The following is a 20,871-nucleotide window of genomic DNA, read 5'->3' on the forward strand; positions in this document are numbered from 1 at the left end:
ACGGGACGAGAGCCGGGCCCACTTGGGACCACCCGGCCGGGCCCGCTCGGGACGCCCCGGGCTCGCTCGGGACCACCTGCGTGGTCCACGCGGACCACGTGGACCGCATGGTCCACGTGGACCTCCTGGCCGGCGGCCCGATCGCCGGGTCCCTCCGCCGGCCGGCGGGCCACCCGTGTCCGGTAGCCGGCTCCCCTCGCCCTCCCTCCCTCCTACGCCTCTTTGTCTCCCGGACCGACCACTTCCCTCCAGGACTGATCGCCCATGTTCCGTACCGCCCTGCGCACCGTGCTCGCCCACAAGGCCAGGCTGCTGATGACCGTGCTCGCCGTGACGCTCGGCGTGGCCTTCGTCGCCGGCACCCTGGTCTTCACCTCGACCGTCTCCGCCGCGTACCGGAACAGCTCGGACCAGGGGTTCGACCGCGTGGACGTCGCCGTCCGGCCGGACGGTGCCGACACCTGGCCGGGTACGGCCCCCACGCTCACCCCGGACCTCGTCGGCCGGCTGGCGAAGGTGCCCGGCGTGCGGTCGGTGACCGGTGTGGTCTCCGGTTTCACCGCCGTGGCCGGCGGGAACGGCGAGCTGGTGGGCGAAGGGTGGCCCACCCAGGGGGCCAATTACGCCGCGAACAGCGGTGCCCCGGACCCCCGTTACCCGCTCACCGCAGGCCGCGCGCCGAAGGGGCGGGACGAGGTGGCCCTGGACACCCGGACCGCCGAGCGGGCGGGGTACCGCGTCGGTGACACGGTCCGCCTGTCGGTCGACGGGCCGGTCCGGGCGCCGCGGCTGGTCGGGATCTTCACCACCGACAGCGGTGAGGTCGCCGCGGGCGGCACGCTCGCCCTGTTCGACACGCCCACCGCCCAGCAACTCTTCACCAGGCCGGGGGAGTTCAGCGAGATCCACGTCGAGGCCGCGCCGGGCACCTCCCAGGCGGGGCTCGCGGCCGCCGTCGACCAGGTGCTCCCCGAGGGTCTGTCGTCGGCCACCGGCCAAGAGCTCGCCGCCGCACAGGCCCTCAGCGCCGAGAGCAGTGTGACCAGTCTGCGGACCACCCTGCTGGCCTTCGCCGGTATCGCGCTGTTCGTCGGGATCTTCCTCATCGCCAACACGTTCACCATGCTCGTCGCCCAGCGCACCAGGGAGCTGGCCCTGCTCCGCGCGGTGGGCGCCACCCGCCGCCAGGTGACCCGTTCCGTCCTCGTCGAGGCGTTCCTCGTCGGTCTGGTGGCCTCGGTGACAGGGCTCGCCGCCGGCGTCGGCATCGCCGCCGCGCTGCGCCCGCTGACCTCGTCCTTCGGCAAGGGGGGACACGCGCTGCCCGACGGCCCGCTGACCGTCACCCCGGCCGCGGTCGTCACCTCGCTCGTCCTCGGTGTCGGCGTCACGATGCTGGCCGCGTGGCTGCCGGGCCGGCGCGCCGCGAGGATCCCGCCGGTGGCCGCGATGGGCAGCGTGCACGCGGTGGCCACCCCGCGCTCGCTCGCCGTACGGAACGCGCTCGGAGCGCTGATCACCACGGTCGGCGCCGTCACGGTGCTGGGTGCGACCGGCATGGACTGGGAGGACGGCCAGATGGTCATGGTGCTGGGCGGCGCGGTCCTGATGACCGGGGTCCTCATCCTCACCCCCCTGCTCTCCCGCCCGTTCATCGCCGCCGCCGCGCCGGCCCTGCGCGCCTTCGGTGTCTGCGGCAGGCTCGCCGGCGAGAACGCCCTGCGCAATCCGCGCCGTACCGCGGCCACGGCCTCGGCCCTCACCATCGGCCTCACCCTGATCACCGCGCTGACGGTGGTCGGGGTCAGCAGCGAGCGGAGCATCGACCAGCGGGCCACCGGCGCCCTCTCCGCGGATTACGTCGTACGGATGGCCACCTACGAACCGCTCTCCGGGACGGTGGAGCAGCGCCTCCGCGAGGTCGACGGGGTCGGCGCGGTGAGCCCCCTGCGCGAGGCGTCGGTCCGCGTCGCCGACGACGAGACGAACGTGACGGAGACGTACGTGACGGGCCTCGACGCCGCCACCGTACGGAGCATGGTCCGGCCGAACTTCACCGACGGCTCGCTCGCCGGTTTCGGCGGCCGCGGCATCATCGTCTCCACGGGCACCGCGGAGTGGCGCGGATGGCGTACCGGCACCACCGTGCCGGTCACCTACCCGGACGGACAGCGCGACCGGTTGACCGTCGCAGGCGTCTTCGAGGCGGACGATCTGCTGAGCGGCATCGTCATGGACACCCGCACCCTCGACCCGCACCTGGAGACCCCACGGGCGAGCCAGGTCCTGGTGAAGGCCGAGGACGGCCCCGGCGAGGCCGTCGGACGGGGCATCGCCGCGGCGCTCGGGGACAGCCCGGCCGTACTCGTCCAGAGCAAGCAGGACCTCTCCGACGCCATCGCCCGCGGTACGACCATGATGCTCAACATCCTCTCCGGGCTGCTCGCCATGGCGGTGGTCGTGGCGGTCCTCGGGGTCGTCAACACCCTGGCCATGTCCGTGGTCGAACGGGCCCCGGAGATCGGCATGTTGCGCGCCGTCGGGCTGGACCGGCGGGGCGCCAGGCGCATGGTGCGCCTGGAGTCACTGACCATCTCCCTCTTCGGCGGTGTCCTCGGCATCGGTCTGGGCACCTTCTTCGGCTGGGCCGGATGCCGGCTGCTCGCCTCCGACACCCCGGGCCTCGAACTCGTCCTGCCCTGGGGACGCCTGGCCCTCTTCCTGGCGCTGGCGGGCCTGGTGGGCGTACTCGCCGCCCTCTGGCCCGCCCGCCGCGCCGCGCGCCTCGACCTGCTCGGCGCCATCAGGGCGGAGTAGGGCCGTGGTCCGGTGCGGCCCCCGGCCCCGCATGCCCCACGGGCCTCGCGGGCCTCGGGGCCCCGGGGGGGCTCACACCATGACGACGGTGACGTGCTCCAACTCCCGGAACGGCTGGAGCTGTTCGTCCGTCGCGCCGGTGTCCGTCACCAGGGTCCACGCGCGGTCCAGGGGCGCCCACGCCGTGAAGGGGCGCTGGCCGAACTTGCTGCTGTCCGCGAGGACGTAGAGCTCCGCGCCGCGCGCCGCCATCAGCTCCTTCAGGGACGTCTGCTGAAGGCTCGCCTCGCAGATGCCGAGCTTGGCGTCGAGGCCGTCCGCGCCGAGGAAGACCTTGTCGGCCGTGAGCCGGGACAGGGCCAGTTCGGCGAGAGGGCCGACGAAGCCGTGGCTGACATGGCGGAGGGTGCCGGCGAGGGTGATGACCTCGACACCGTCCGCCTCGGCCAGCTCGACCAGGGTGGTCAACCCGTTGGTGATGACGGTGAGTTCGCTCTGTCCGCGCAGGTGGTGGGCGAGCCGGCCGGTCGTCGTGCCCGCGTCGAGGATGACCGTATCGCCGTGCGCGATCCGCGCAGCCGCCCAGCGCGCGATCCGGTCCTTCTCCGCCACCGCGAGCCCCGAGCGCTGATTGAGCGAGGGCTCGGGTGTGTGGCCCGGGGTGATGGCTCCGCCGTAGGTACGGGCCAGTTTGCCCTGCTCCGTGAGGTGGGCCAGGTCGCGGCGGATCGTGGAGGGCGTGACCGCCAGGGTGCGCGCCAGCTCCTCGACCGCCACCGTGCCGTCGGCGGCGACCATCCGCAGGATCAGCTCACGGCGGTCGGCCGCCCGCAGCCGATCGGGACCGGCGGGGGCCCCGGGATCACGGCCGGAAGCTGAGCCCGAGTCGCGCCCGGCTCCGGGCGCTGAGTCGGGCCCGGCGCCGGAGCCCGGCGCCGCGCCGGCGGCAGGATCGGGCGCGGCGGCGTCGTGCGGGCCGTGGGGGGCGTTCTGCGGATCCATCGTCGTCATCCTCTGGTCACCCGGGTCACCGGACAGATTACGGGCCGACTCCGGCTCGTTGTCCCCGTTGCACAGAAGACACCGTACAGACCCTTGCGCGTATCGCGCAGTCATGCCAGCGTTCTGCACGCAACACGCAATCGCAGTAGGCGAGATATGGGCCGGACACGCCCAACGGCGGGCGCTGAGGCGGGAGAAGCATGACGACACGGAGCACGCCGGAGACACCAGGGGCATCGGGGACGGTGGCGGCGCAACCGGCGCCCACACCGAAGGGCGGGACCGGGGCAGGCCCCGGGCCCGGGGCCGCGCCCGAGGATCCGTACGCGCTCCACCCCTCCGACGCCCTGGATCCCCCCACCGGGTTCCGCGGCACCGTACGGCGGTTGGGCCCCGGGATGGTCCTCTCCGCGGCCGTGGTCGGCTCCGGCGAGCTGATCACCACCACCGCGCTCGGCGCGAAGGCCGGCTTCGTCCTGCTGTGGCTGGTCGTCATCAGCGCCCTGGTCAAGGTCTGGGTGCAGATCGAACTGGCCCGCTGGACCATCCTCACCGGCCGTACCGCGCTCTCCGGTTACGCACAGGTCGGCCCCCGCTTCGGCGGACGCGGCCGGCCCGGCGCCGGGGTCGGCTGGATCAACGTGCTGTGGATCCTCATGGACTTCGCCAAGATGCTCCAGCGCGGCGGCCTGATCGGCGGCACCGCCGCGGCGTGCAGCATCCTCCTGCCCCTCGGCGGCCCGGCCCTCGGCACCACCTCGCTGACCGTCTGGACCGTGATCGTCGTCGCCGTCGTGATCGCCATGATGTACTCGGGCCGCTACAGCGCCGTCGAGAAGAGCGCCTTCGTCGCGGTCGTCATCTTCACCCTCATCACCGTCGGCCTCGCGCTCGGCCTGCCCTGGACCGACTTCTCGTACGGCGGCGCGGAACTCGCCTCCGGCCTGACCTTCGCCATCCCGGCCGGCACGGTCGGCTTCGCGATCGCCATGTTCGGCATCACCGGCGTCGGCGCCGACGAGATGACCACGTACACCTACTGGTGCCTGGAGAAGGGCTACGCGCGCTGGACCGGCCCCGACGACGGCACCGAGGAGCGCGCCCGCCGCGCCGAGGGCTGGATCAGGGTGATGCGGATCGACGCGCTCGTCTCCTGGGCCGTGTGCACCCTGTGCACCCTCGCGTTCTACGTCATCGGCGCGGCCGTGCTGCACCCGCAGGGCCTGGTCCCGCAGGGCAACGAGATGATCACCACCCTCTCCCGGATCTACACCGACACCCTCGGCCCCTGGGCCCACTACTTCTTCCTCGCGGGCGCCATCGCCGTCCTCGGCTCGACCCTCGTCGGATCGACCGCGAGTGTCCCCAGGCTGTGGACGAACACCCTGGGCCTGCTGGGCCTGCTGGACTGGACCGACGTACGGGCGCGGACGCGCATGATCCGCATCCTCACGGTGGCGCTGCCGCCGCTGTGGGCCTCCTTCTACCTGTTCATCCAGTCACCGGTGCTGATGGTCCAGATCGGCGGTGTCGCGGGCGGGATCTTCCTGCTCGCGGTGGTCATCGCGGTATGGAACCTGCGGGCGGCGGACGTGGACGCGCGCTTCAAGCGGAGCAAGGGCCTCAATGCCGCGCTCGTGGCGAGCAGTACGGCGATCGGCGCCCTCGGCGTGTACTCGGTGCTGGAGGTCTTCGGCCTGGGCCTGGGCTGAGGACAACAGCACCGAGAACAACCGGAGTGAGTTCGGAGCGACGACGGAATGAGTACGGGACGGAATGAGTACGCGATGAGCACGGACACGGAAGAGACCCCCACGGATCCGGCGCCTGCGGGCGCCCCCGCGCGCACCCCGGGTCGTGGCCCGTCGGGACATGGCCCCCTGGGCGAAATCCTCGTGACAACGCCCAGTTTCGGCCAGACTTCCCGCGCCCCCTGGGAGGTCTTCGAGACCGCCGGCGTCCCCGCCCGCCGCAGCGCCTTCACCCACCCTCTCGGCGAGGCGCAACTCACCGGCGAGATACGGGACATGTCGGCCCTGGTGGTCGGCCTCGACCCGGTGACGGCGGGCGTCCTGGACGCCGCGCCCCGGCTCAGGGTCGTCGCCAAACACGGTGTCGGCACCGACAACATCGACCTCGACGCCGCACGGGAGCGGGGCGTACGGGTGGTCAACGCGCCCGGCACCAACACCGGCGCGGTGGCCGATCTCACCTTCGCCCTGCTGCTCGCCGCCGCCCGGAAGATCGTCCCGGCCCACGCGGCGGTCACCGGGGGCCGCTGGGACCGGTTCTTCGGCCTGGAGCTGGGCGGCCGTACGCTCGGGATCATCGGGTTCGGGCGGATCGGGCAGGCCGTCGCACGCCGCGCCAAGGGCTTCGACATGGACGTCGTCGCGTACGACCCGCATCTGCCCGCCGAGGTGTTCGCGGCGGCGGGGGTCCGCTCCGTACCGTTCGGCGAACTCCTCACCGCGAGCGATGTCGTCACCCTGCACATGCCGCTGACGTCGGAGCAGCCGCTGCTCGGGCGCCGGGAGTTGACGGCGCTGCGCCCCGGCGCACTGGTGCTCAACACGGCGCGCGGCGGCCTGGTGGACGAGGAGGCCCTCGCCGATCTGCTGCACAGCGGGCACCTCGGCGGCGCCGGAATCGACGTGTTCAGCAGCGAACCGCCCGTCGGCAACCGGCTCCTGGACGCACCCGGTGTCGTACTGACCCCGCACTGCGCGGCGTTCAGCGACCAGGCCAACCAGGCGATGGGCACCACGGTCGCGGCCGACGTGGTGCGCGTCCTGCGCGGCGAGGAGCCGGTGAACGCGGTGGTCTGACCCACCTGCGGCCCACCTGCGGCCCGCCTTCGACCCATCAGGGCCCCGAACCGCCCGAGAGCCTGACCCGCATTCAAGAGACGCATCTGACCTGCAAAAACAGACACTCTTTGGCAGGTCGGCTGTCGAACGCGCTGACAAGGTGTCATAATGGCTCGCGTAGCCCTTCGTGCATCCCCCGTCGCGAAGGGCTACACCTCTGCCCAAAGCTCTACGGCCCCGGCACGCCCCAGGCGACCGGGGCCTTTCCGTGTGCGCGCGCCGCCATGAGCAGGGGACTCCCCTCGTGGTCCCCTGCCCATGTTTTCTTGAGTTAACAGCGCCCGTGATTGTTTGCGCAACCCTGTACTGCTGGCTGGACCAGGACGCTCCACTTCTCACCGCCGCCGGTGCCCCGCCGGCTCAGGGTCCGTTACAGTACGAGCCCGTTGACCAAAGCCGTACGTGGACGTGGGGGGGCTGAATGGACAGCGGCGAAGAGCAGGCCCCGGAGCAGCGCCCCGCCGACCGGCGGTCCACCGGCGAAGAGACCCCTGAACTGCGCACGCTGCAGCAGAAGGTCGAGTACATGGTGGAGAAGACCTTCCCGGACCAGCGGATCTCCGGCCGGGTCTTCGCGGATCTGGTCAAGGAACGCGGCGGCTCCCTCTCGCACAGCTACTTCTCCAACATCCTTGCCGGGAAGGTCACTCACCCCTCCGAGGACATCCTGCGGGCGCTCGGGCTCGGATTCGGCGTCGACTGGCGCTTCTTCAAGGAGGAGTCCGAGGTGGTGGACGAGGTCGTGGCCGGCCTCCAGTTCCTCGTGAAGCGCCGTACGGGCGAGATCAGCGGGCTGGCCGCGCGGGGCCTGGACGACGGCGGACTCCCGCCCGAGCTGCTGAAGTTCGCGCTCTCGCTCCTGGAGGACACGAAGGCGGCCCAGCGGGACCAGCGGCCGGCCCCGGGAACCGACGCGGGTTCCGGACCGAGTTCCGGGCCGGGCGCCTGACCGAGGGCCCGGGAGGCCGTCCGGGGCGGTTCGGTAGGCCGTTCGGGGCCGTCCGGGAGGCCGTCGGGGGCGCTGTCGAGATCAGCCGGATCCCGATGCGCCGAGCGGGCATGCACATGTCCTTTGGCTAGAATCGCCGACCGCATGCCACCCGCACGCGCGACGACGATCAAGGGCCCGCCATGTCCATGCGCTCCAGCCGATCCATGCGCGCGCTGCGGCGGGAGTGCGAGTCCGGCCTCGCCGATCTGCCCCTGCCCACCCCGTTCACCGTCGAGGGCCTGGTGGCCAACATGGCGGCGGCACGCGGCCGTACGATCGTGCTGCACGAACTCCCCGACGCCCTGGCCCGCCTCGACGCCGCGTGCGGCCTGCGCATCTCGGCCGGTGACACCAGCCTCGTCCTGTACCGGCGGCGCCCGACCGCGTACCAGACCCAGCACGTGATCCTGCACGAGCTGTGCCACGAGTGGTTCGACCACGGTACGGGGCTCGACGAGGAGCAGTTGCGCCGCTTCCTCCCCGTCTTCGACACCTCGCTGATCAGCCGCGTCCTCGCGACCGACGAACCGCCGACGATCCAGGCACGCGCGCAGTACGACGCCCACGACGAGCGGGTGGCGGAGTTCGGCGCGTCGCTCATCCCCCGGATGGCCAGGGACCTGACGAGCGACGACGTGGTGGGCCGGCTGGCCAACTCCCTCTCCCGGCCGGTGGCGTACCGCCGCAGGGGCGGCGGCCCGAGCCCGCCCCCCCCACGTAACCCGCGCCCCGTACGTCCCCCCTCACCCTCCCCCCCCTCCCGTACCGCTCCTTGAAGCCTTGAAGGAAGGACGCCCGTGACCGCGCTCGACCTCGCCGGATATCTCATCGCCGGCCTCATGACGGCCGTGGCCCTGTGGCGCATGCCCGCCGCGCTCTGGGGCGACGAGGAGGACAAGCGCCGGCGCGCGCTGTGGGGGTGTTACGCGGGGTTCGCGATCGCCCTGTGGACGAAGACCGAAATCGTACGGATCAGCCTCAACAACAGCCCCGTCACCGATCTCGCCGTACTGATCAAGCACTACACGGCGACCATCGCGATTCTGGCCATTCTCAGCTACATCGTCGCGATCTACGGACGCTACCCGGACGACGGGGACGTCCCCCGGCACGTACGGTTCGCGCGGACGGTCCAGCACGTGGCGGCGAAGGCGTCCGTGGCCACGCTGATCCTGCTCACGGTCCTCTTCTTCACCGTCGTCGACCGCTCCGTACCGTCGGACCGCTTCGTCTCCGACCACGCCGGCCAGTGGGGCGCGACGCTCTACATGAGCGTGTTCTACCTCTACTTGGGCGCCGCCTCGGCCGTCTGCGCCTACCAGTGGGCACTGGCCACCGGCGCTGCCACGCTGCGCCATCTGCGGGTGGGGCTCGGCATGATGACGTTCGCCATGTTCATCGGCGTCGGCTACACCGTCAGCCGGACCCTGTTCATGTGGGTCAGCGTCGTCGACACCCCCAGCCCCTCCTTCGCGCTCACTTTCGACGAGGTCACCGAGGCCGCGCAGATCGTGCTCTTCGCCTTCTTCGCGCTGGGCGCGTCCATCCCCGCCTTCAGAAAGGGATGGCGGCGGGCCAGGCTGTGGCGGGCCCAGGCCGCCCTGCACCCGCTCTGGTACGAGCTGATGACGGCCTTCCCGGACCAGCCGTTCGAGCCGCCCGCGTCGCTGTCCCGCGAGCTGACCCGCTTCGACACCCCGGCGGACCTGCGCGTCGACCGGTGGGCGGCGGACATCGCGGACGCGATGGAGAAGCTGCGGCACTACGTACCGGACAGCCTGCTTCCTGCCGCCAAGAGCGCGGCGGCGGCCGAGACCGGCGACCCGGAGCAGGCCGGCCCGCTGGCCGACGCGTACTGGATCAAGGCGGCCCTGACCGCCAGGACCGACGGCGCGCCCGCCGGCCCGGCGGCGGCCGTGGAGCCGCAGCACGCCGCCGACCAGGACGACGAGGTCGCCTGGCTGACGCGGGTGGCCGCCGCGTACCGGACCATCACCGACGAGCGGACGCGGCGGGTGCTGGCGTCCATGGAGCAACCGGCATGACCACCGAAACCACGAACACCAAGAACACCACAGACACCACGGACGCCCCGTCCCTCACCGCATCGGCCGCTCCCCAGCCGTACGTGACCCCCGACCGGCCATGGGCGCTCGCGGTCACGAACATCCTCCAGCCCCGCAACATCATCCTGGCCGCGATGCCCGGCATCGGCCTCGCGACGGCGGGCGACTGGACCGGGATCCCCTGGGGGCTGCTGGCGGCGCTGTGCGCGGGGCTCATACCCGCCGGCTACATCGAATGGCGCCGCAAGCGCGGCGCGTGGGGCGACCGCCACGTGGTCGACCGTACGCAGCGCGCGCCGATCTTCTTCGTCATCCTGGGCTCGATCGGCACCGGGGCGCTCGCGATGATGCTGGGCAACGCCCCGACGGGCATCCTGGCGACGATGCTCGCGCTCTGGGTGATGACCGTGGGAATCCTGGCCGTCAACACGGTGTGGAAGATCTCGGTGGACGCGGCGGTGGCCTCCGGCCTGGTGGCCCTGCTCTCGGCGGCGCACTCCCCGTGGTGGCTGACGGCGTACACGCTGGTGGCGGCGGTCTGCTGGTCCCGCGTGGCCCTCACGTACCACACGGTCGCGCAGACACTCGCGGGCACGGCGCTGGGCGCCTCGACGGCGGCGGCGTTCCTCTTCGTCTGACGGCCGGCCGGGGCGGCCGGCGTCCCGGCTGCCCCGTGACCGAGGTGGAGCTGACTCCACCCCCATTCGGCAGTGAGCGGGAGTGACCACCCTGCCCGGCTTTTGGTGTGCTGATCACACCGAAAACCGCCCCCACGCCGAGGAGCACCGTGGCCGTTCACGAGCACCCACCCGTCACCACCACCGACCCGACCACCACCCGGCACGCCGGGATCCGCGGCGCGATCAACCGCCGCCCCATGCTCTGGTTCTTCGCCGGTGCGATGGTGCTGAGCTGGATCGCGTGGCTGCCGTATATCCTCTCGGCGACGGGACTCGGCGTCCTGGATTTCCGCTTCCCGGCGCTCCTCGGCACCACTCAGTTCCTGGGCGTCCTGCCCGGCGCCTACCTGGGCCCCATCCTGTCGGCGTTCCTCGTCACCGCGGCCACGGAGGGCCGGGAAGGGCTCAAGCGGTGGGTCGGCCGGCTGACGAAGTGGCGGGTGAGCTGGCGCTGGTACGCGGGGATCATCGTGGGCGTACCCGCGGCCCTCATCCTCGCCACGCTCCCCCTGTCCGGCGGCGACATCCGGTTCCCCTCGGCGGCGGTGCTGGTCGCGTACCTCCCCATGCTGGTCATCCAGATCCTCACGACGGGCCTCTCGGAGGAGCCCGGCTGGCGCGACTTCGCCCTCCCGCGCCTCCAGGACCGCTTCGGACCGCTGGTGGGCACGCTGATCCTGGGCCCGCTCTGGGGCGTGTGGCACCTGCCGCTGTTCTTCAGCGAGTGGGGCGGCTACCCGCACATCAGCGCGCTCGCCATCGCCGAGTTCGTGCTGGCCGCAACGACCATCAGCGTGGTGATCACCTGGGTGTTCAACCGGACGGGCGAGAGCATGCCCATGGCACTCCTGCTCCACGTGGGCATCAACAACTTCGCCTCGGTGGCGGCGTCCGACATGTTCCCGACGATCAACTTCGAGCACAGCGACGCCAGCCGGATCTCGCTGATCGCCTCAGGCGTGGTGGCCGTCATCCTCCTCATCGCCACCCGGGGCCGCCTGGGCTACCGCTCCCCGGACCAGGCCGCGGATCAGCCACTGCCGAAGGTGCCTGCCTGACCGGCGGCCACGGACGAGGTGGGGGCGTTCACTCACGAAATGCGCGCGGCTGGTGTCCCAGAAGTGCCTCACGTGCATCGGTGTCACAGCAGTTCGTCCTGTGGGACGTCCCACGATGTCCCACCATGCCGAGCTCCCCTCCCGCTCCGGACCGCGCTCCGGGGAAGCTCTCTCCCAAGCAGCCGGAACAACGATGCAGCTCACGCCATCGGGACCAGGCTCAAGAACAAACGGAGGGGACACCATGAAGGCATCACCCAAAACCAAGTCGCTCATCAGCTCTCTCGCTGCCGTGGCCGTACTGGGCACCGGCGTGGTCGGCGCCTCGGGCCAGGCGTACGCGGCTCCGGGCAAGGCGGTCGGACGCTGCGTCAAGACGACGGCGTACTACCAGCCCTCGTTCGTCGACGTCGCGGTCAAGAACAACTGCAAGTCGACCGTGAAGGCGAAGGTGATCATGAAGTACGGCAAGGACAGCGGCTGCATGACCATCAAGAAGGGCAAGACACGCTGGCACCACGGAAAGAATCTCGCGACCTACAGCAAGACCGTCAAGTGCTGACGGTCCACGCCTGATCGGGCACGTGTGAGGGCCGGCACCGTGGAACGGTGCCGGCCCTTACACGTCCGCGAGTCAGCCGTCGCCGAAGGTGTCCGCCTGAACGGCGGCGACGAACGAGGCGAAGACGCCGACCGGGAAGACGAGCGGAGCCCCTTCGGGGGCCTTGCTGTCGCGTACGGGGACGATGCCGGGAAGGCCGTGGGCGACCTCGACGCACTGCCCGCCACTGGCATCGCTGTAGGAGGACTTGATCCACTCGACAGAGGTGCGGCTCAAGCCGGCGCTCATGCGCGGTAGCCGAGCTCGCCCTGCCGAAGGGCCGACACAAACGAACCGAACGCGGGCAGCGGAAAGACAAGCGCCGGGCCGTCGGGAGCCTTGGAGTCCCGCACCGGAACCACCCCCGGCACGCCGTCGGCCACTTCGACGCACGCGCCATCCCCTTGGCTCCGGCGCGACTTTCGCCAGCGGGCGTGAGCAAGGTCCATGCCCTTGCCTCCTTCGTAGCTCACAGCTCGTCCACCATGTTCCGGATCAACGCCACCGAGTCGACAACACTCATTGCGTTGGCTCGCACGTAGTCGAACAGCACCTCGTACCGCTGGATATCTGCGGGATACGAATCAGTGTTGCCCTCGGTGTACACCACGTCGGGGTCTTCCTGATGCGGGAACCGCAGGACAATGAACGGTCCCACCATTGTCCCAGGGTGGGCGCCACAGGAGAAGGGAATCACCTGGAGGATGACGTTGGGCAGCTCCGCCACCTCCAGCAGCCTCTCCAACTGCTCGCGCATCACGTCCACCCCGCCCACCATCCGGCGCAGCGCTGACTCGTCGAGCACGGCGCGAACCTCAAGCGGGCTGTTACCGGTCAGCACTTGCTGACGCTGCATCCTGACGTCGACGCGCTGCTCCTGCCCTTCGTCCGACAGCCCCGGAACCGTACCCAGGTTGATCGCCTCGGCGTACCGACGGGTCTGGAACAGACCGGGAACGACGTTCTCGTAGGTCAGGATGGACTCGGCCTCCGCCTCCAACCCGATGTAGGTCGAGTGCGGAATGTCGCTGTAGAGCTGCCACCAGCCCTTCTTACGAGCCTCCCGGGTGAGTATCGCCAGCCTGTCGCGCTGCTCCGGGTCATCCACTCCGTACAGATCGAGGAGCCGGGTCACATCGGCCAGGGTCGGGGCCGTCCTTCCGGCCTCGACGCGGGACACCTTCGAGGTCGACCACTTCAGGGCCTTCGCCACCTCGGCTCCCTTGAGGGTCGCCGATTCGCGCAGGCGCCTCAGCTCCAGGCCCAGCCGTCTGCGCCGCACTACGGGGCTCGTTGTCGTCACGGCCACCAGTCTGGCCGCTCATGCCTCCAATTTCCAAGCTGCATGCAATTGCACTCTCAAGGGTGATTGCGCGTCATGGCGGGCGGATAGATGCTGACGCAAGGCCAGGTGCTGGCGCAACTGCCAGCCCGGCGCGACCCACAGGAGGCTCGGCAATGGCACGGAGTGAAGCCCGGCGACGCCTGTCGCTGCTCATCGAGACGTACGGCACGGACGGAGTCCTGGTCGTGAAGAAGACCGCCCCCGGCGCACCGCTCACGTGGCCGCCCTGCGAGTGCGGCAACGCCATCTGCCCCGACTACCGCAGCCCGGACGACCCCGAACAGCCGGGCGCCGATGCCGACTTCGAGCCGGACGCGCGATGAGGACCGTACGGGCGGCGCGGGCATGGCTGACAGCCAAGTGGAGGGCCGGTGCGATGGGGTGGGCCCGCGAGGGCCGGTCCAGCAGGCCCGCGCGACTCTTCGACCCCCGCCGCACACACCCGGCGCACGAGGCACGGTCGTTGTACGAGGACTACGGGAACCCGGTCCACGGCCCGTCCGAGCTGGAACTGCTCCGGCGCCGCATCGCCCTGCGCCGCCACCGCGAGGCCATGCGCGCGGAACTCGAAACCGTACGGGCCGAGTTACTCCGAGCGGAGCTTCGGGCGCTGGACGATCCGGTGCTCTTCCGGCAGATCTTCGGCACCCCGCCGAACACCGCCCCGGACCAGTGAGCGCCCGGCACCCGTACCGGTAGTCCCGGCACGCGGGACTACCGGTACAGCAAGTCGGTTTCAGAGGCCGCTCACCGCACGGAAGTCAGCGCCTCGGCCCACGCGTCGCCCGGCGGGGGAACGAAGAAGTACCCGCCTCCGGTGGTCAGCAGGTACTTGGCCATCGATTCCCCCTCCAGGCGTTTCTGTACAGCCTCGAACCCGTCGGCGAGGTCGCGCTGGAAGCAGGAGAAGACCAGCCCGGTGTCCCCGTCACCCCGGTCGTAGCTGTACCCGCGCCGGACGAGCGGGGCCGGGTTACGGCGATCGGGAGTGGCGAGCCGCACATGGGAGTCGAGCGGGGTCAGCGAGCCCCGGGGGTCGGCACGGTAGTTCGGCTGCTCGTCCACGGGCGCCCCGTCGAGCCACCGGCCATCCCGGCGCCGCCCGGTGATCCGCTCCTGCTCGTCCACAGAATCCTTGTCCCACAACTCGGTCGCCAGCCGGATGATCCGTACGACCTGATAACTCCCCCCCGACCGCCCATGCGGGCTCACCCTGACCATCCGAACCAAGCGAAGGGCACCTTCGCCGCAACCGCCCGCTCGACCACGAGCCGGACCTGCTGCGGGCGGGTGCGGAAGGGGACGGCGTCGGGCACGCCGGCTTCGCGGCACCGCTCGCGATCGGCTGCCCAGGTGTGCTGCGGCGGCCAGCTGACGACGAAGCTCTACACCGACCGGGTCTGTTCCCTGTCAAGTTCAACATGTTGAAGTAGGCCGTGGTCACTGGCCTAGTGTTTCGACCTAATCGGCGTCCTTGTCCGCCTCGCCGGTGTGGACGTGACCGTGTACGCGCCGCGAGGCCGTCGGTGCATCAAGCCCAGGATCCCCGGATCCGAGCGCCCGGCAGACTCCCGCCATCCGGGGTGATCCTGACGAAAGCACCAAACACGGCAGGACGCTTGAAGATCGCCGACGGCGTACAAGTCAGATGAAAGGCGCGGGCAGGCTGACAAACCCCGTCGGAAGCAGCGCCGGAGTATGACAGCCGCACCGGGCCAGGGAAGCGGCGGGCACCCGGTCCGGCGTGCCAGGGCTCGCTGACGCACAGTCAGTCGCCGTCGGGCGGCAGTGGCACGTCGTACGCATTGAGGATCGTCGAGATGGCGGCATACTGCGCGACCAGGAAGACGAGTTCAGCCGTACCGGAGTCGCCGAAGGTGCGGATCCCGGCTCGGTAAAGCGCTCCCGGCAAAGGCGCGCCGCTGTGCAGCCGGGATGCCACATCGTGAGCGACCGTTTCCTCGTCGGTCATGCCTGCCGGGCGCTGCCCCGCGACCAGGCCCTCGATGATGTCCTCCGGCAGACCGACGGCGAGCGCAACCCGAGAGTGTGAGTACAGCTCGTAGGCCGCGGCATACCGCGAGCCCGTGGTGAGAATCGCAACCTCGCGCACCCGGGCGGGCAGGACTGAGGCGCCGGTGCCGGCCGTGAACCACTCCAGCAGCGGGCGGGTGAGCCAGGGAAAGCGGAGCAACACCGGGAAAGGGCCGATCAGCGCGCCGTCGGAATCAGTCGAGGTAAACGGCGCGGGCAAGCCGGCCATGAGCTGTCGGACGTGATCGTCGAGCGAGCGCTGCTCGGCTGTCAGTTCGCTGGGCTTGATCGAGGGCATGCGCACAACGCGTCACCGTACTCGCGTGCCGTCGAGCCACACCTGACGGACCCGGCCGCGAAGGTCGTCGAGATCGGACAGACTGCCTGCGATGACGACCACATCCGCGAGCTTGCCGGCTGCCAACTTTCCGGCGGTGTCGAATCGGAGGAGTTCGGCCGGGCTCGACGTCGTGGCGCGCCAGGCATCCAGCGCGGACATCGACGAGGAGTTCACCATCAGAGCGAGTTCTCTGAGGTTGCTCGCTGCCGGGCTCCAGTAGGGCGGGCTGTCGGTCCCCATAGCGATCTTCACCCCCGCCTGGACGGCGAGTGCGAAGCTCGCCTGATGAGCTTCGACGGCCTCACGGGCAAGGTTGGCGTTCTCTTCCGGGATCGGTATGCCGCTGTCAGCGGCGTCAATGATGGCGCGTGTCGCTGACAGCGTGGGAACGAGCCAGGCGCCACGCTCGAGCATGAGGTCGACTGCTTCGTCGTCCAGGTAGTAGCCGTGTTCGATGGAACGGACGCCGGCCCGCAAGGCTGCCTTGATTCCCTCGGTCCCCTGCGCGTGGGCGAATACGTAGGTGTCGGCCGCGGCGGCTTCGGCGACGATCACCGCTAGCTCGTCGGCGCGAAACTGGGCGTGGCGGGGATTATCGCCTGAAGACATGACTCCGCCGGTGGTGGCGATCTTGACTACGTCGGCTCCCGCGCGCAGGACTTCACGGACTCCTCGCCGCACTCCGTCCGGGCCGTCGACGACCGGGTTGGGCCGTCCAGGGTGTGCCGTCATCATCGGGATCGATCGATGACCTCCCGAGGGGAGATGGACATCGCCGTGCCCGCCCGTTTGGGACAGCATCGAGATCGCGATCTGCAGTCGCGGTCCCTCGATGAGTTCCTGTGCGATCGCTTGCTTCACCCCTAGGTCTGCGCCTGCGGCATCTCGGGCAGAGGTGATGCCTTGGTCGAGCAGGAGTGACAGGTTGCGCTTTGCTTCGTAATACTGCAGGGAGAAGGCTTGTTGTTCGGCGCGTGCGAGGTTGAAGTCTCGGGTCATCACGTGCACGTGGCAGTCGAACAGCCCGGGGAGGACCGACTTTCCAGAGCAGTCCACAACGTGATCACCGTCCAGATCGGTCCCGACATCGACGACGTGGCGGCCTTCGATGACGAGGTCGGCCATGCCTGCTGAGGTTCCGTCGAAGACGGTCCCATTCTTGAAGACTGTGCGGACTGCCATAGCTCCTCATTTCCTGATGGTTCGACTGCGCAGGTTGGGCACGGGGGGGGCGCCTGACGCGGCTTCAGCACTCGACAACGTTGACGGCCAGCCCGCCCAGGGCCGTCTCCTTGTATTTGTGGTTCATGTCCGCCCCGGTCTCACGCATGGTGGCGATGACCTGGTCCAGCGAGACGTGATGGTTGCCGTCGCCCCAGAGCGCCATTCGCGCGGCGTTGATCGCTTTCACTGCGGCGATCGCGTTGCGTTCGATGCAGGGCACCTGTACAAGGCCGGCAACAGGATCACAGGTCAGGCCGAGATTGTGCTCCAGCGCGATTTCGGCGGCGTTCTCCACCTGGCGCGGTGTACCGCCGAGGATCTCGGTCAGTCCGGCCGCAGCCATCGCCGATGCAGAGCCGACCTCGCCTTGACAACCCACCTCGGCACCGGAGATCGAGGCGTTGGCCTTACAGAGGCTGCCCACCGCCGTGGCGGTGAGCAGAAACCTCTCGACGATGTCGTTGCGTGAATCGTCGTCGGCGCCCTTGCCGGCAGCCGTGTAGTTCAATGCGTAAAACAGTACGGCGGGGATGATGCCGGCCGCACCGTTGGTCGGTGCGGTCACGACGCGACCACCGCTGGCGTTCTCCTCATTCACCGCCAACGCGATGAAGTTGACACGCTCCTGCCAGTACTGCTCACTGTGCTCGGGGTCCTCGCGGTCCAGACGCGACGCCCATGCACCGGCTCGCCGACGGACATCGAGGCCGCCAGGGAGCACCCCTGTCCGCGATACAGCCGAGGTGACGCATGTTTGCATCGTGTCCCACAGTTCGCGCAATCCCCGGCTGAGGTCCGCGTGTGAGCGTCCTGCGAGTTCGTTTTCGCGTATCACGTCGCAGATGCGGGAACCTGTCTGGTCGCAGACAGCAAGCAGCTCCGCCGCCGTGCGGAACGGGTGTGGAATCGAGGTCCATTGCGCGCCGCCGGGACGCTCCTCGTCGCCGTCGCGGACAACGAACCCGCCCCCGATGGAGTAGTACGTATCCGATCGAACAGCAGCGCCGGCACGGTCGTATGCGGTGATCGTCAACGCGTTCGGATGGCGCGGACGTACGGTCAACGGTCGCAGTACGAAGTCCTCGATCCGGCAGGGGATTCGTTGCCCTGCGCCCAGGCTCACCGTGCCGGATGCCGTGATGTCCGCCAGCCTTCGCTCAACTTCGCCGGAGTCGATCCTGGCTGATTGCGCACCATCCAGGCCCAGAAGAACTGCGGTGAACGTGCCGTGCCCGTGCCCGGTCGCGGCGAGCGAGCCGAAGATCTCCACTCGCACTGACTCGACGCAGTCCGCCGCGCCCGCTCGTCGCAGGTCCTTCGCAAAGGCGGCGGCTGCCTTCATCGGCCCGACTGTGTGCGAACTCGAGGGCCCAATCCCCATAGTGAACAGGTCGAAGACACCGACAGGAGCTGTCGAAGTGGTCATGAAGCAGGACGGTAGTCCGTGCACCTAATGGTCCCGGCCTGGTGCAGGATTTCACTCGAAACGCGCGTTTGGCTGAGGCATATTGGTCAGCAGAGGGCTGAATTCGCCGGTGGCGTGCCCACGGGAATCGAGGCGGTGTCCTTCCTTCTTGACCGTGCGCAGCACGACGGAACGGTCGGCAATGCTGACGCCGGGAAGCTTCTCCTCCAGGATGACCTCGAGCCGCTGCACATCAGCCAGCGTCGGCAACCACACGGCTAGGATGAGGTTGTACTGACCGACGGTTGAAACCGCGAGGCGGATCTCGCCGATACGCGTGAGCACAGACCCGACGCGCTGCACGAGCGCGGCAGGGACCCGGAGGAAGTACCACGCATGAACCGGCCGGCCTGATTGCGCCTTTGCCATATCCAGGCGGGTGTCCAATCGGCCTTGTGCAGTCATGGCAGCAACCGCATCCCGCACCCGACGCTGGCCCACGTCGAGGGTTCTCGCCAGGAAAGCCACTGTCGCCCTGCCATCCGGCCCCAGCAGGCGAAGGAGTTGATCCTCCAGATGAGAGTCGACGCGGCTGCTCGGGGATCGCGAGACCTCGACGCTCCGCTCCACGGCAGCGATCTCCTCGGCAGACAGGGAGCGAAGGCGCCACTGTCCTCCGTCCACGAACGGCGACGAGAACAAGTGGGCCCGGGTCGCCCGAATCCCGTCAAGTGCCGGTACCCGCATCATCAAGTATTCCGTCAGCGCATTCATGCTGGATGTGGCCACCAGCACGAGCATCTCGCGTCCCCCGGCCGTGAGGTCCACCGTGAACGCTTCACTGTCCGCCGCGATCTCCTGTGCGAGACCGAGCGTGGCGGCAGGGTGGGCTTCAATCTCCAGTATTGCCGACGGCCCTCTCAGCTCCGGGCCGGGATGTCCGGACACCCATGCGATGCCGGCCTCGACGATCCGTTCCCAGCGCCGGGCAAGGGTGACCGCGTCGACCCCGATAATCGGCGCCAGCGCAGCCCAGCGTGATCGCGGGTTGATCTGGAGGGCATGGATGAGCCGCCGATCGAGCTCATCCAGGTCGTAGTCCTGCCGACTCTCGTCCAAATCACTCATAAAAATTGACTCTATGGTACAAGAAGGCTCGCTGTTTCCGCGGGCATGCGGCTGTTCACGTGCCGTGCGCCGAAACATCCTGCCGTGGCACCGTACGTACGGAGATCCCGGACGACGCAAATCACGATGCCCATCGAGTGCCGGTGCGGAGCTCGTGACACCTGGCCGAATTGCGGCAGAAAGGCATGCCTGCCTGACGTAAAACCTCGCCGCGGTCGACCTCTGAGGATTTATCCTGCGTCGCCGGTCATGCCGCTTCCTCGCGGAGTAATGATCTTCGCGTCAACGAGAGCGTCGGTATCCCGGCGCTGACGAAGGAGGACGACCTTGGCGACCATGTCAGACCCCCGGTGGGAAGGCCACGTTCCACCGACCGCATTTGAGGAGTACTCCGAGAAGTACGCCGCCTTCTTCAAGATGCGCAGGGAGAACGGGATCATCGAGCTTCGGCTCCACACTGACGGCGGCCCGTACGTCCACAACTGGGCCGCCCACAACGCGTGGAACCGGGTGTGGCAGGAAGTGGGCAACGACCCCGACAACCACGTCCTCATCCTGACCGGCACCGGCGAGACCTGGTTCCGAGGCGACCCGGAGGAGACGTGGCCGCGGCCCGTCGTCGAGGAGGAGCCCGACTACATCTTCCAGCAGACCATCGATGCGTGGAAGCTGATAGAGAACTTCGTCAACAACCTCGACATCCCGACGATCGCGGCGGTAAACGGTCCCGGGATCCACACCGAGTTCGCGCTACTCTGCGACATCACTCTGGCCGCGGAAGACGCAGACTTCATGGATCCGCACTTCATGGCGGGCACCGCGCCGGGAGATGGGCTCTCGCTCGCCCTGCAGCACCTGATGGGCACGAAGCGGGCGGCCTACGACATCTACAGTGGCCGTTCCATCCCTGCGCGAAAAGCACTCGACTACGGACTCGTCAGCGACGTACTTCCGCGTGAGGAGCTCCTGCCGAAGGCGTGGGCGATCGCGGGCGACATCATGAAGCGCCCGCGGTTCGCCCGCTGGGCAACCCATAACATCGTGTCTCGCCCCTGGCGCAAGCTCGTTGCCGAAGATTTCGGTTTCCACTTCTCGCAGCAGATGCTCGCCACCGTCGCTGCCAAGCGGCTGGTTCCCGACCCCGACCTGGTCGTCGAGGCACGCTCACGCAAAGTGTGGTGAGAACCTGAGGGGCGAAGCAGGTTGTCGGGGGGCGGCGCGGGGGGCGGGCGGGGGGGGTGTTGACGGCGGAGGGGGGGGTTTTGGGGGGGGGGGGGGCGTAAAAGGTGGGGGGGGGGTGGAAAGAGGGT

At 69.3% G+C, this 20,871-nt stretch carries 21 protein-coding genes; 12 read left to right on the forward strand and 9 right to left on the reverse strand.

What is annotated here, in order from left to right; all coding sequences use genetic code 11:
• Positions 1-264: 264 nt before the first annotated feature.
• Positions 265-2,817, forward strand: coding sequence for an ABC transporter permease (locus tag ACFTZC_RS22395; RefSeq protein ID WP_382892345.1), 2,553 nt, complete (start codon positions 265-267; stop codon positions 2,815-2,817).
• Between the two features lie 72 nt (positions 2,818-2,889).
• Here ACFTZC_RS22395 and ACFTZC_RS22400 read toward each other — a convergent pair whose 3' ends face one another.
• The gene (locus ACFTZC_RS22400; RefSeq protein WP_382892347.1) at positions 2,890-3,819 is read right to left on the reverse strand and encodes a DeoR/GlpR family DNA-binding transcription regulator; all 930 of its coding nucleotides are present in this window, start codon (positions 3,817-3,819) and stop codon (positions 2,890-2,892) included.
• A gap of 200 nt (positions 3,820-4,019) precedes the next feature.
• Between ACFTZC_RS22400 and ACFTZC_RS22405 the strand changes: the two genes are divergently transcribed.
• From ACFTZC_RS22405 to ACFTZC_RS22440, 8 genes are all read left to right on the forward strand, one after another.
• Positions 4,020-5,531 (forward strand): Nramp family divalent metal transporter, encoded by a 1,512-nt coding sequence (locus ACFTZC_RS22405; protein ID WP_382892349.1) that lies wholly within the window; start codon positions 4,020-4,022, stop codon positions 5,529-5,531.
• Between the two features lie 183 nt (positions 5,532-5,714).
• Positions 5,715-6,647 carry a phosphoglycerate dehydrogenase gene (locus tag ACFTZC_RS22410; RefSeq protein WP_382892351.1) on the forward strand — a complete coding sequence of 311 codons (933 nt, stop codon included), beginning with the start codon at positions 5,715-5,717 and terminating at the stop codon, positions 6,645-6,647.
• Positions 6,648-7,110: 463 nt separating this feature from the next.
• Entirely contained in the window at positions 7,111-7,638 is a 528-nt protein-coding gene (locus tag ACFTZC_RS22415) for a hypothetical protein (protein ID WP_382892353.1), read from the forward strand.
• A 188-nt stretch (positions 7,639-7,826) separates the two neighbouring features.
• Positions 7,827-8,456, forward strand: coding sequence for a toxin (locus tag ACFTZC_RS22420; RefSeq protein ID WP_382892354.1), 630 nt, complete (start codon positions 7,827-7,829; stop codon positions 8,454-8,456).
• Positions 8,457-8,477: 21 nt separating this feature from the next.
• Positions 8,478-9,725: an MAB_1171c family putative transporter gene (locus ACFTZC_RS22425; RefSeq protein ID WP_382892356.1), complete on the forward strand. Its 1,248-nt coding sequence runs from the start codon at positions 8,478-8,480 to the stop codon at positions 9,723-9,725.
• On the forward strand, positions 9,722-10,384 hold the full coding sequence (locus ACFTZC_RS22430) for a hypothetical protein (protein ID WP_382892358.1): 663 nt from the start codon (positions 9,722-9,724) through the stop codon (positions 10,382-10,384). The genes ACFTZC_RS22425 and ACFTZC_RS22430 overlap by 4 nt, the downstream gene beginning before the upstream one ends.
• Before the next feature lie 149 nt (positions 10,385-10,533).
• Positions 10,534-11,484: a CPBP family intramembrane glutamic endopeptidase gene (locus ACFTZC_RS22435; RefSeq protein WP_382892360.1), complete on the forward strand. Its 951-nt coding sequence runs from the start codon at positions 10,534-10,536 to the stop codon at positions 11,482-11,484.
• A gap of 244 nt (positions 11,485-11,728) precedes the next feature.
• On the forward strand, positions 11,729-12,046 hold the full coding sequence (locus ACFTZC_RS22440; protein ID WP_382892361.1) for a hypothetical protein: 318 nt from the start codon (positions 11,729-11,731) through the stop codon (positions 12,044-12,046).
• 72 nt (positions 12,047-12,118) lie between these two features.
• On the opposite strand, the gene ACFTZC_RS22445 is transcribed toward ACFTZC_RS22440, so the two are convergent.
• From ACFTZC_RS22445 to ACFTZC_RS22455, 3 genes are read right to left on the reverse strand one after another with little or no spacing between them, the layout of a single operon-like run.
• Positions 12,119-12,322, reverse strand: coding sequence for a DUF397 domain-containing protein (locus ACFTZC_RS22445; RefSeq protein ID WP_382892363.1), 204 nt, complete (start codon positions 12,320-12,322; stop codon positions 12,119-12,121).
• Positions 12,323-12,330: 8 nt separating this feature from the next.
• Positions 12,331-12,534: a DUF397 domain-containing protein gene (locus tag ACFTZC_RS22450; protein ID WP_382892365.1), complete on the reverse strand. Its 204-nt coding sequence runs from the start codon at positions 12,532-12,534 to the stop codon at positions 12,331-12,333.
• Between the two features lie 20 nt (positions 12,535-12,554).
• Positions 12,555-13,388 (reverse strand): helix-turn-helix domain-containing protein, encoded by an 834-nt coding sequence (locus tag ACFTZC_RS22455; RefSeq protein ID WP_382892367.1) that lies wholly within the window; start codon positions 13,386-13,388, stop codon positions 12,555-12,557.
• Between the two features lie 155 nt (positions 13,389-13,543).
• Here ACFTZC_RS22455 and ACFTZC_RS22460 point away from each other — a divergent pair, with 155 nt between their 5' ends.
• A complete protein-coding gene (locus tag ACFTZC_RS22460; protein ID WP_382892369.1) occupies positions 13,544-13,753 on the forward strand; it encodes a hypothetical protein in 210 nt (69 codons plus the stop codon).
• Entirely contained in the window at positions 13,750-14,106 is a 357-nt protein-coding gene (locus ACFTZC_RS22465; RefSeq protein ID WP_382892370.1) for a hypothetical protein, read from the forward strand. Before ACFTZC_RS22460 ends, ACFTZC_RS22465 begins: the two co-directional genes overlap by 4 nt.
• A 71-nt stretch (positions 14,107-14,177) precedes the next feature.
• Here ACFTZC_RS22465 and ACFTZC_RS22470 read toward each other — a convergent pair whose 3' ends face one another.
• From ACFTZC_RS22470 to ACFTZC_RS22490, 5 genes are all read right to left on the reverse strand, one after another.
• On the reverse strand, positions 14,178-14,642 hold the full coding sequence (locus ACFTZC_RS22470) for a Dyp-type peroxidase (RefSeq protein WP_382892372.1): 465 nt from the start codon (positions 14,640-14,642) through the stop codon (positions 14,178-14,180).
• A gap of 556 nt (positions 14,643-15,198) precedes the next feature.
• Positions 15,199-15,762, reverse strand: a complete 564-nt coding sequence (locus ACFTZC_RS22475) for a carboxymuconolactone decarboxylase family protein (protein WP_382892374.1) — start codon at positions 15,760-15,762, stop codon at positions 15,199-15,201.
• Positions 15,763-15,774: 12 nt separating this feature from the next.
• A complete protein-coding gene (locus ACFTZC_RS22480) occupies positions 15,775-16,929 on the reverse strand; it encodes an amidohydrolase family protein (protein WP_382892376.1) in 1,155 nt (384 codons plus the stop codon).
• 121 nt (positions 16,930-17,050) lie between these two features.
• A complete protein-coding gene (locus tag ACFTZC_RS22485; protein WP_382892378.1) occupies positions 17,051-18,454 on the reverse strand; it encodes an L-serine ammonia-lyase in 1,404 nt (467 codons plus the stop codon).
• 51 nt (positions 18,455-18,505) lie between these two features.
• The gene (locus tag ACFTZC_RS22490) at positions 18,506-19,561 is read right to left on the reverse strand and encodes an Lrp/AsnC family transcriptional regulator (RefSeq protein WP_382892380.1); all 1,056 of its coding nucleotides are present in this window, start codon (positions 19,559-19,561) and stop codon (positions 18,506-18,508) included.
• Positions 19,562-19,897: 336 nt separating this feature from the next.
• Between ACFTZC_RS22490 and ACFTZC_RS22495 the strand changes: the two genes are divergently transcribed.
• On the forward strand, positions 19,898-20,743 hold the full coding sequence (locus ACFTZC_RS22495) for an enoyl-CoA hydratase/isomerase family protein (RefSeq protein ID WP_382892417.1): 846 nt from the start codon (positions 19,898-19,900) through the stop codon (positions 20,741-20,743).
• The last annotated feature ends 128 nt before the right edge of the window (positions 20,744-20,871 follow it).

This window comes from Streptomyces sp. NPDC056987 (assembly GCF_042673865.1).
Lineage (GTDB): Bacteria > Actinomycetota > Actinomycetes > Streptomycetales > Streptomycetaceae > Streptomyces.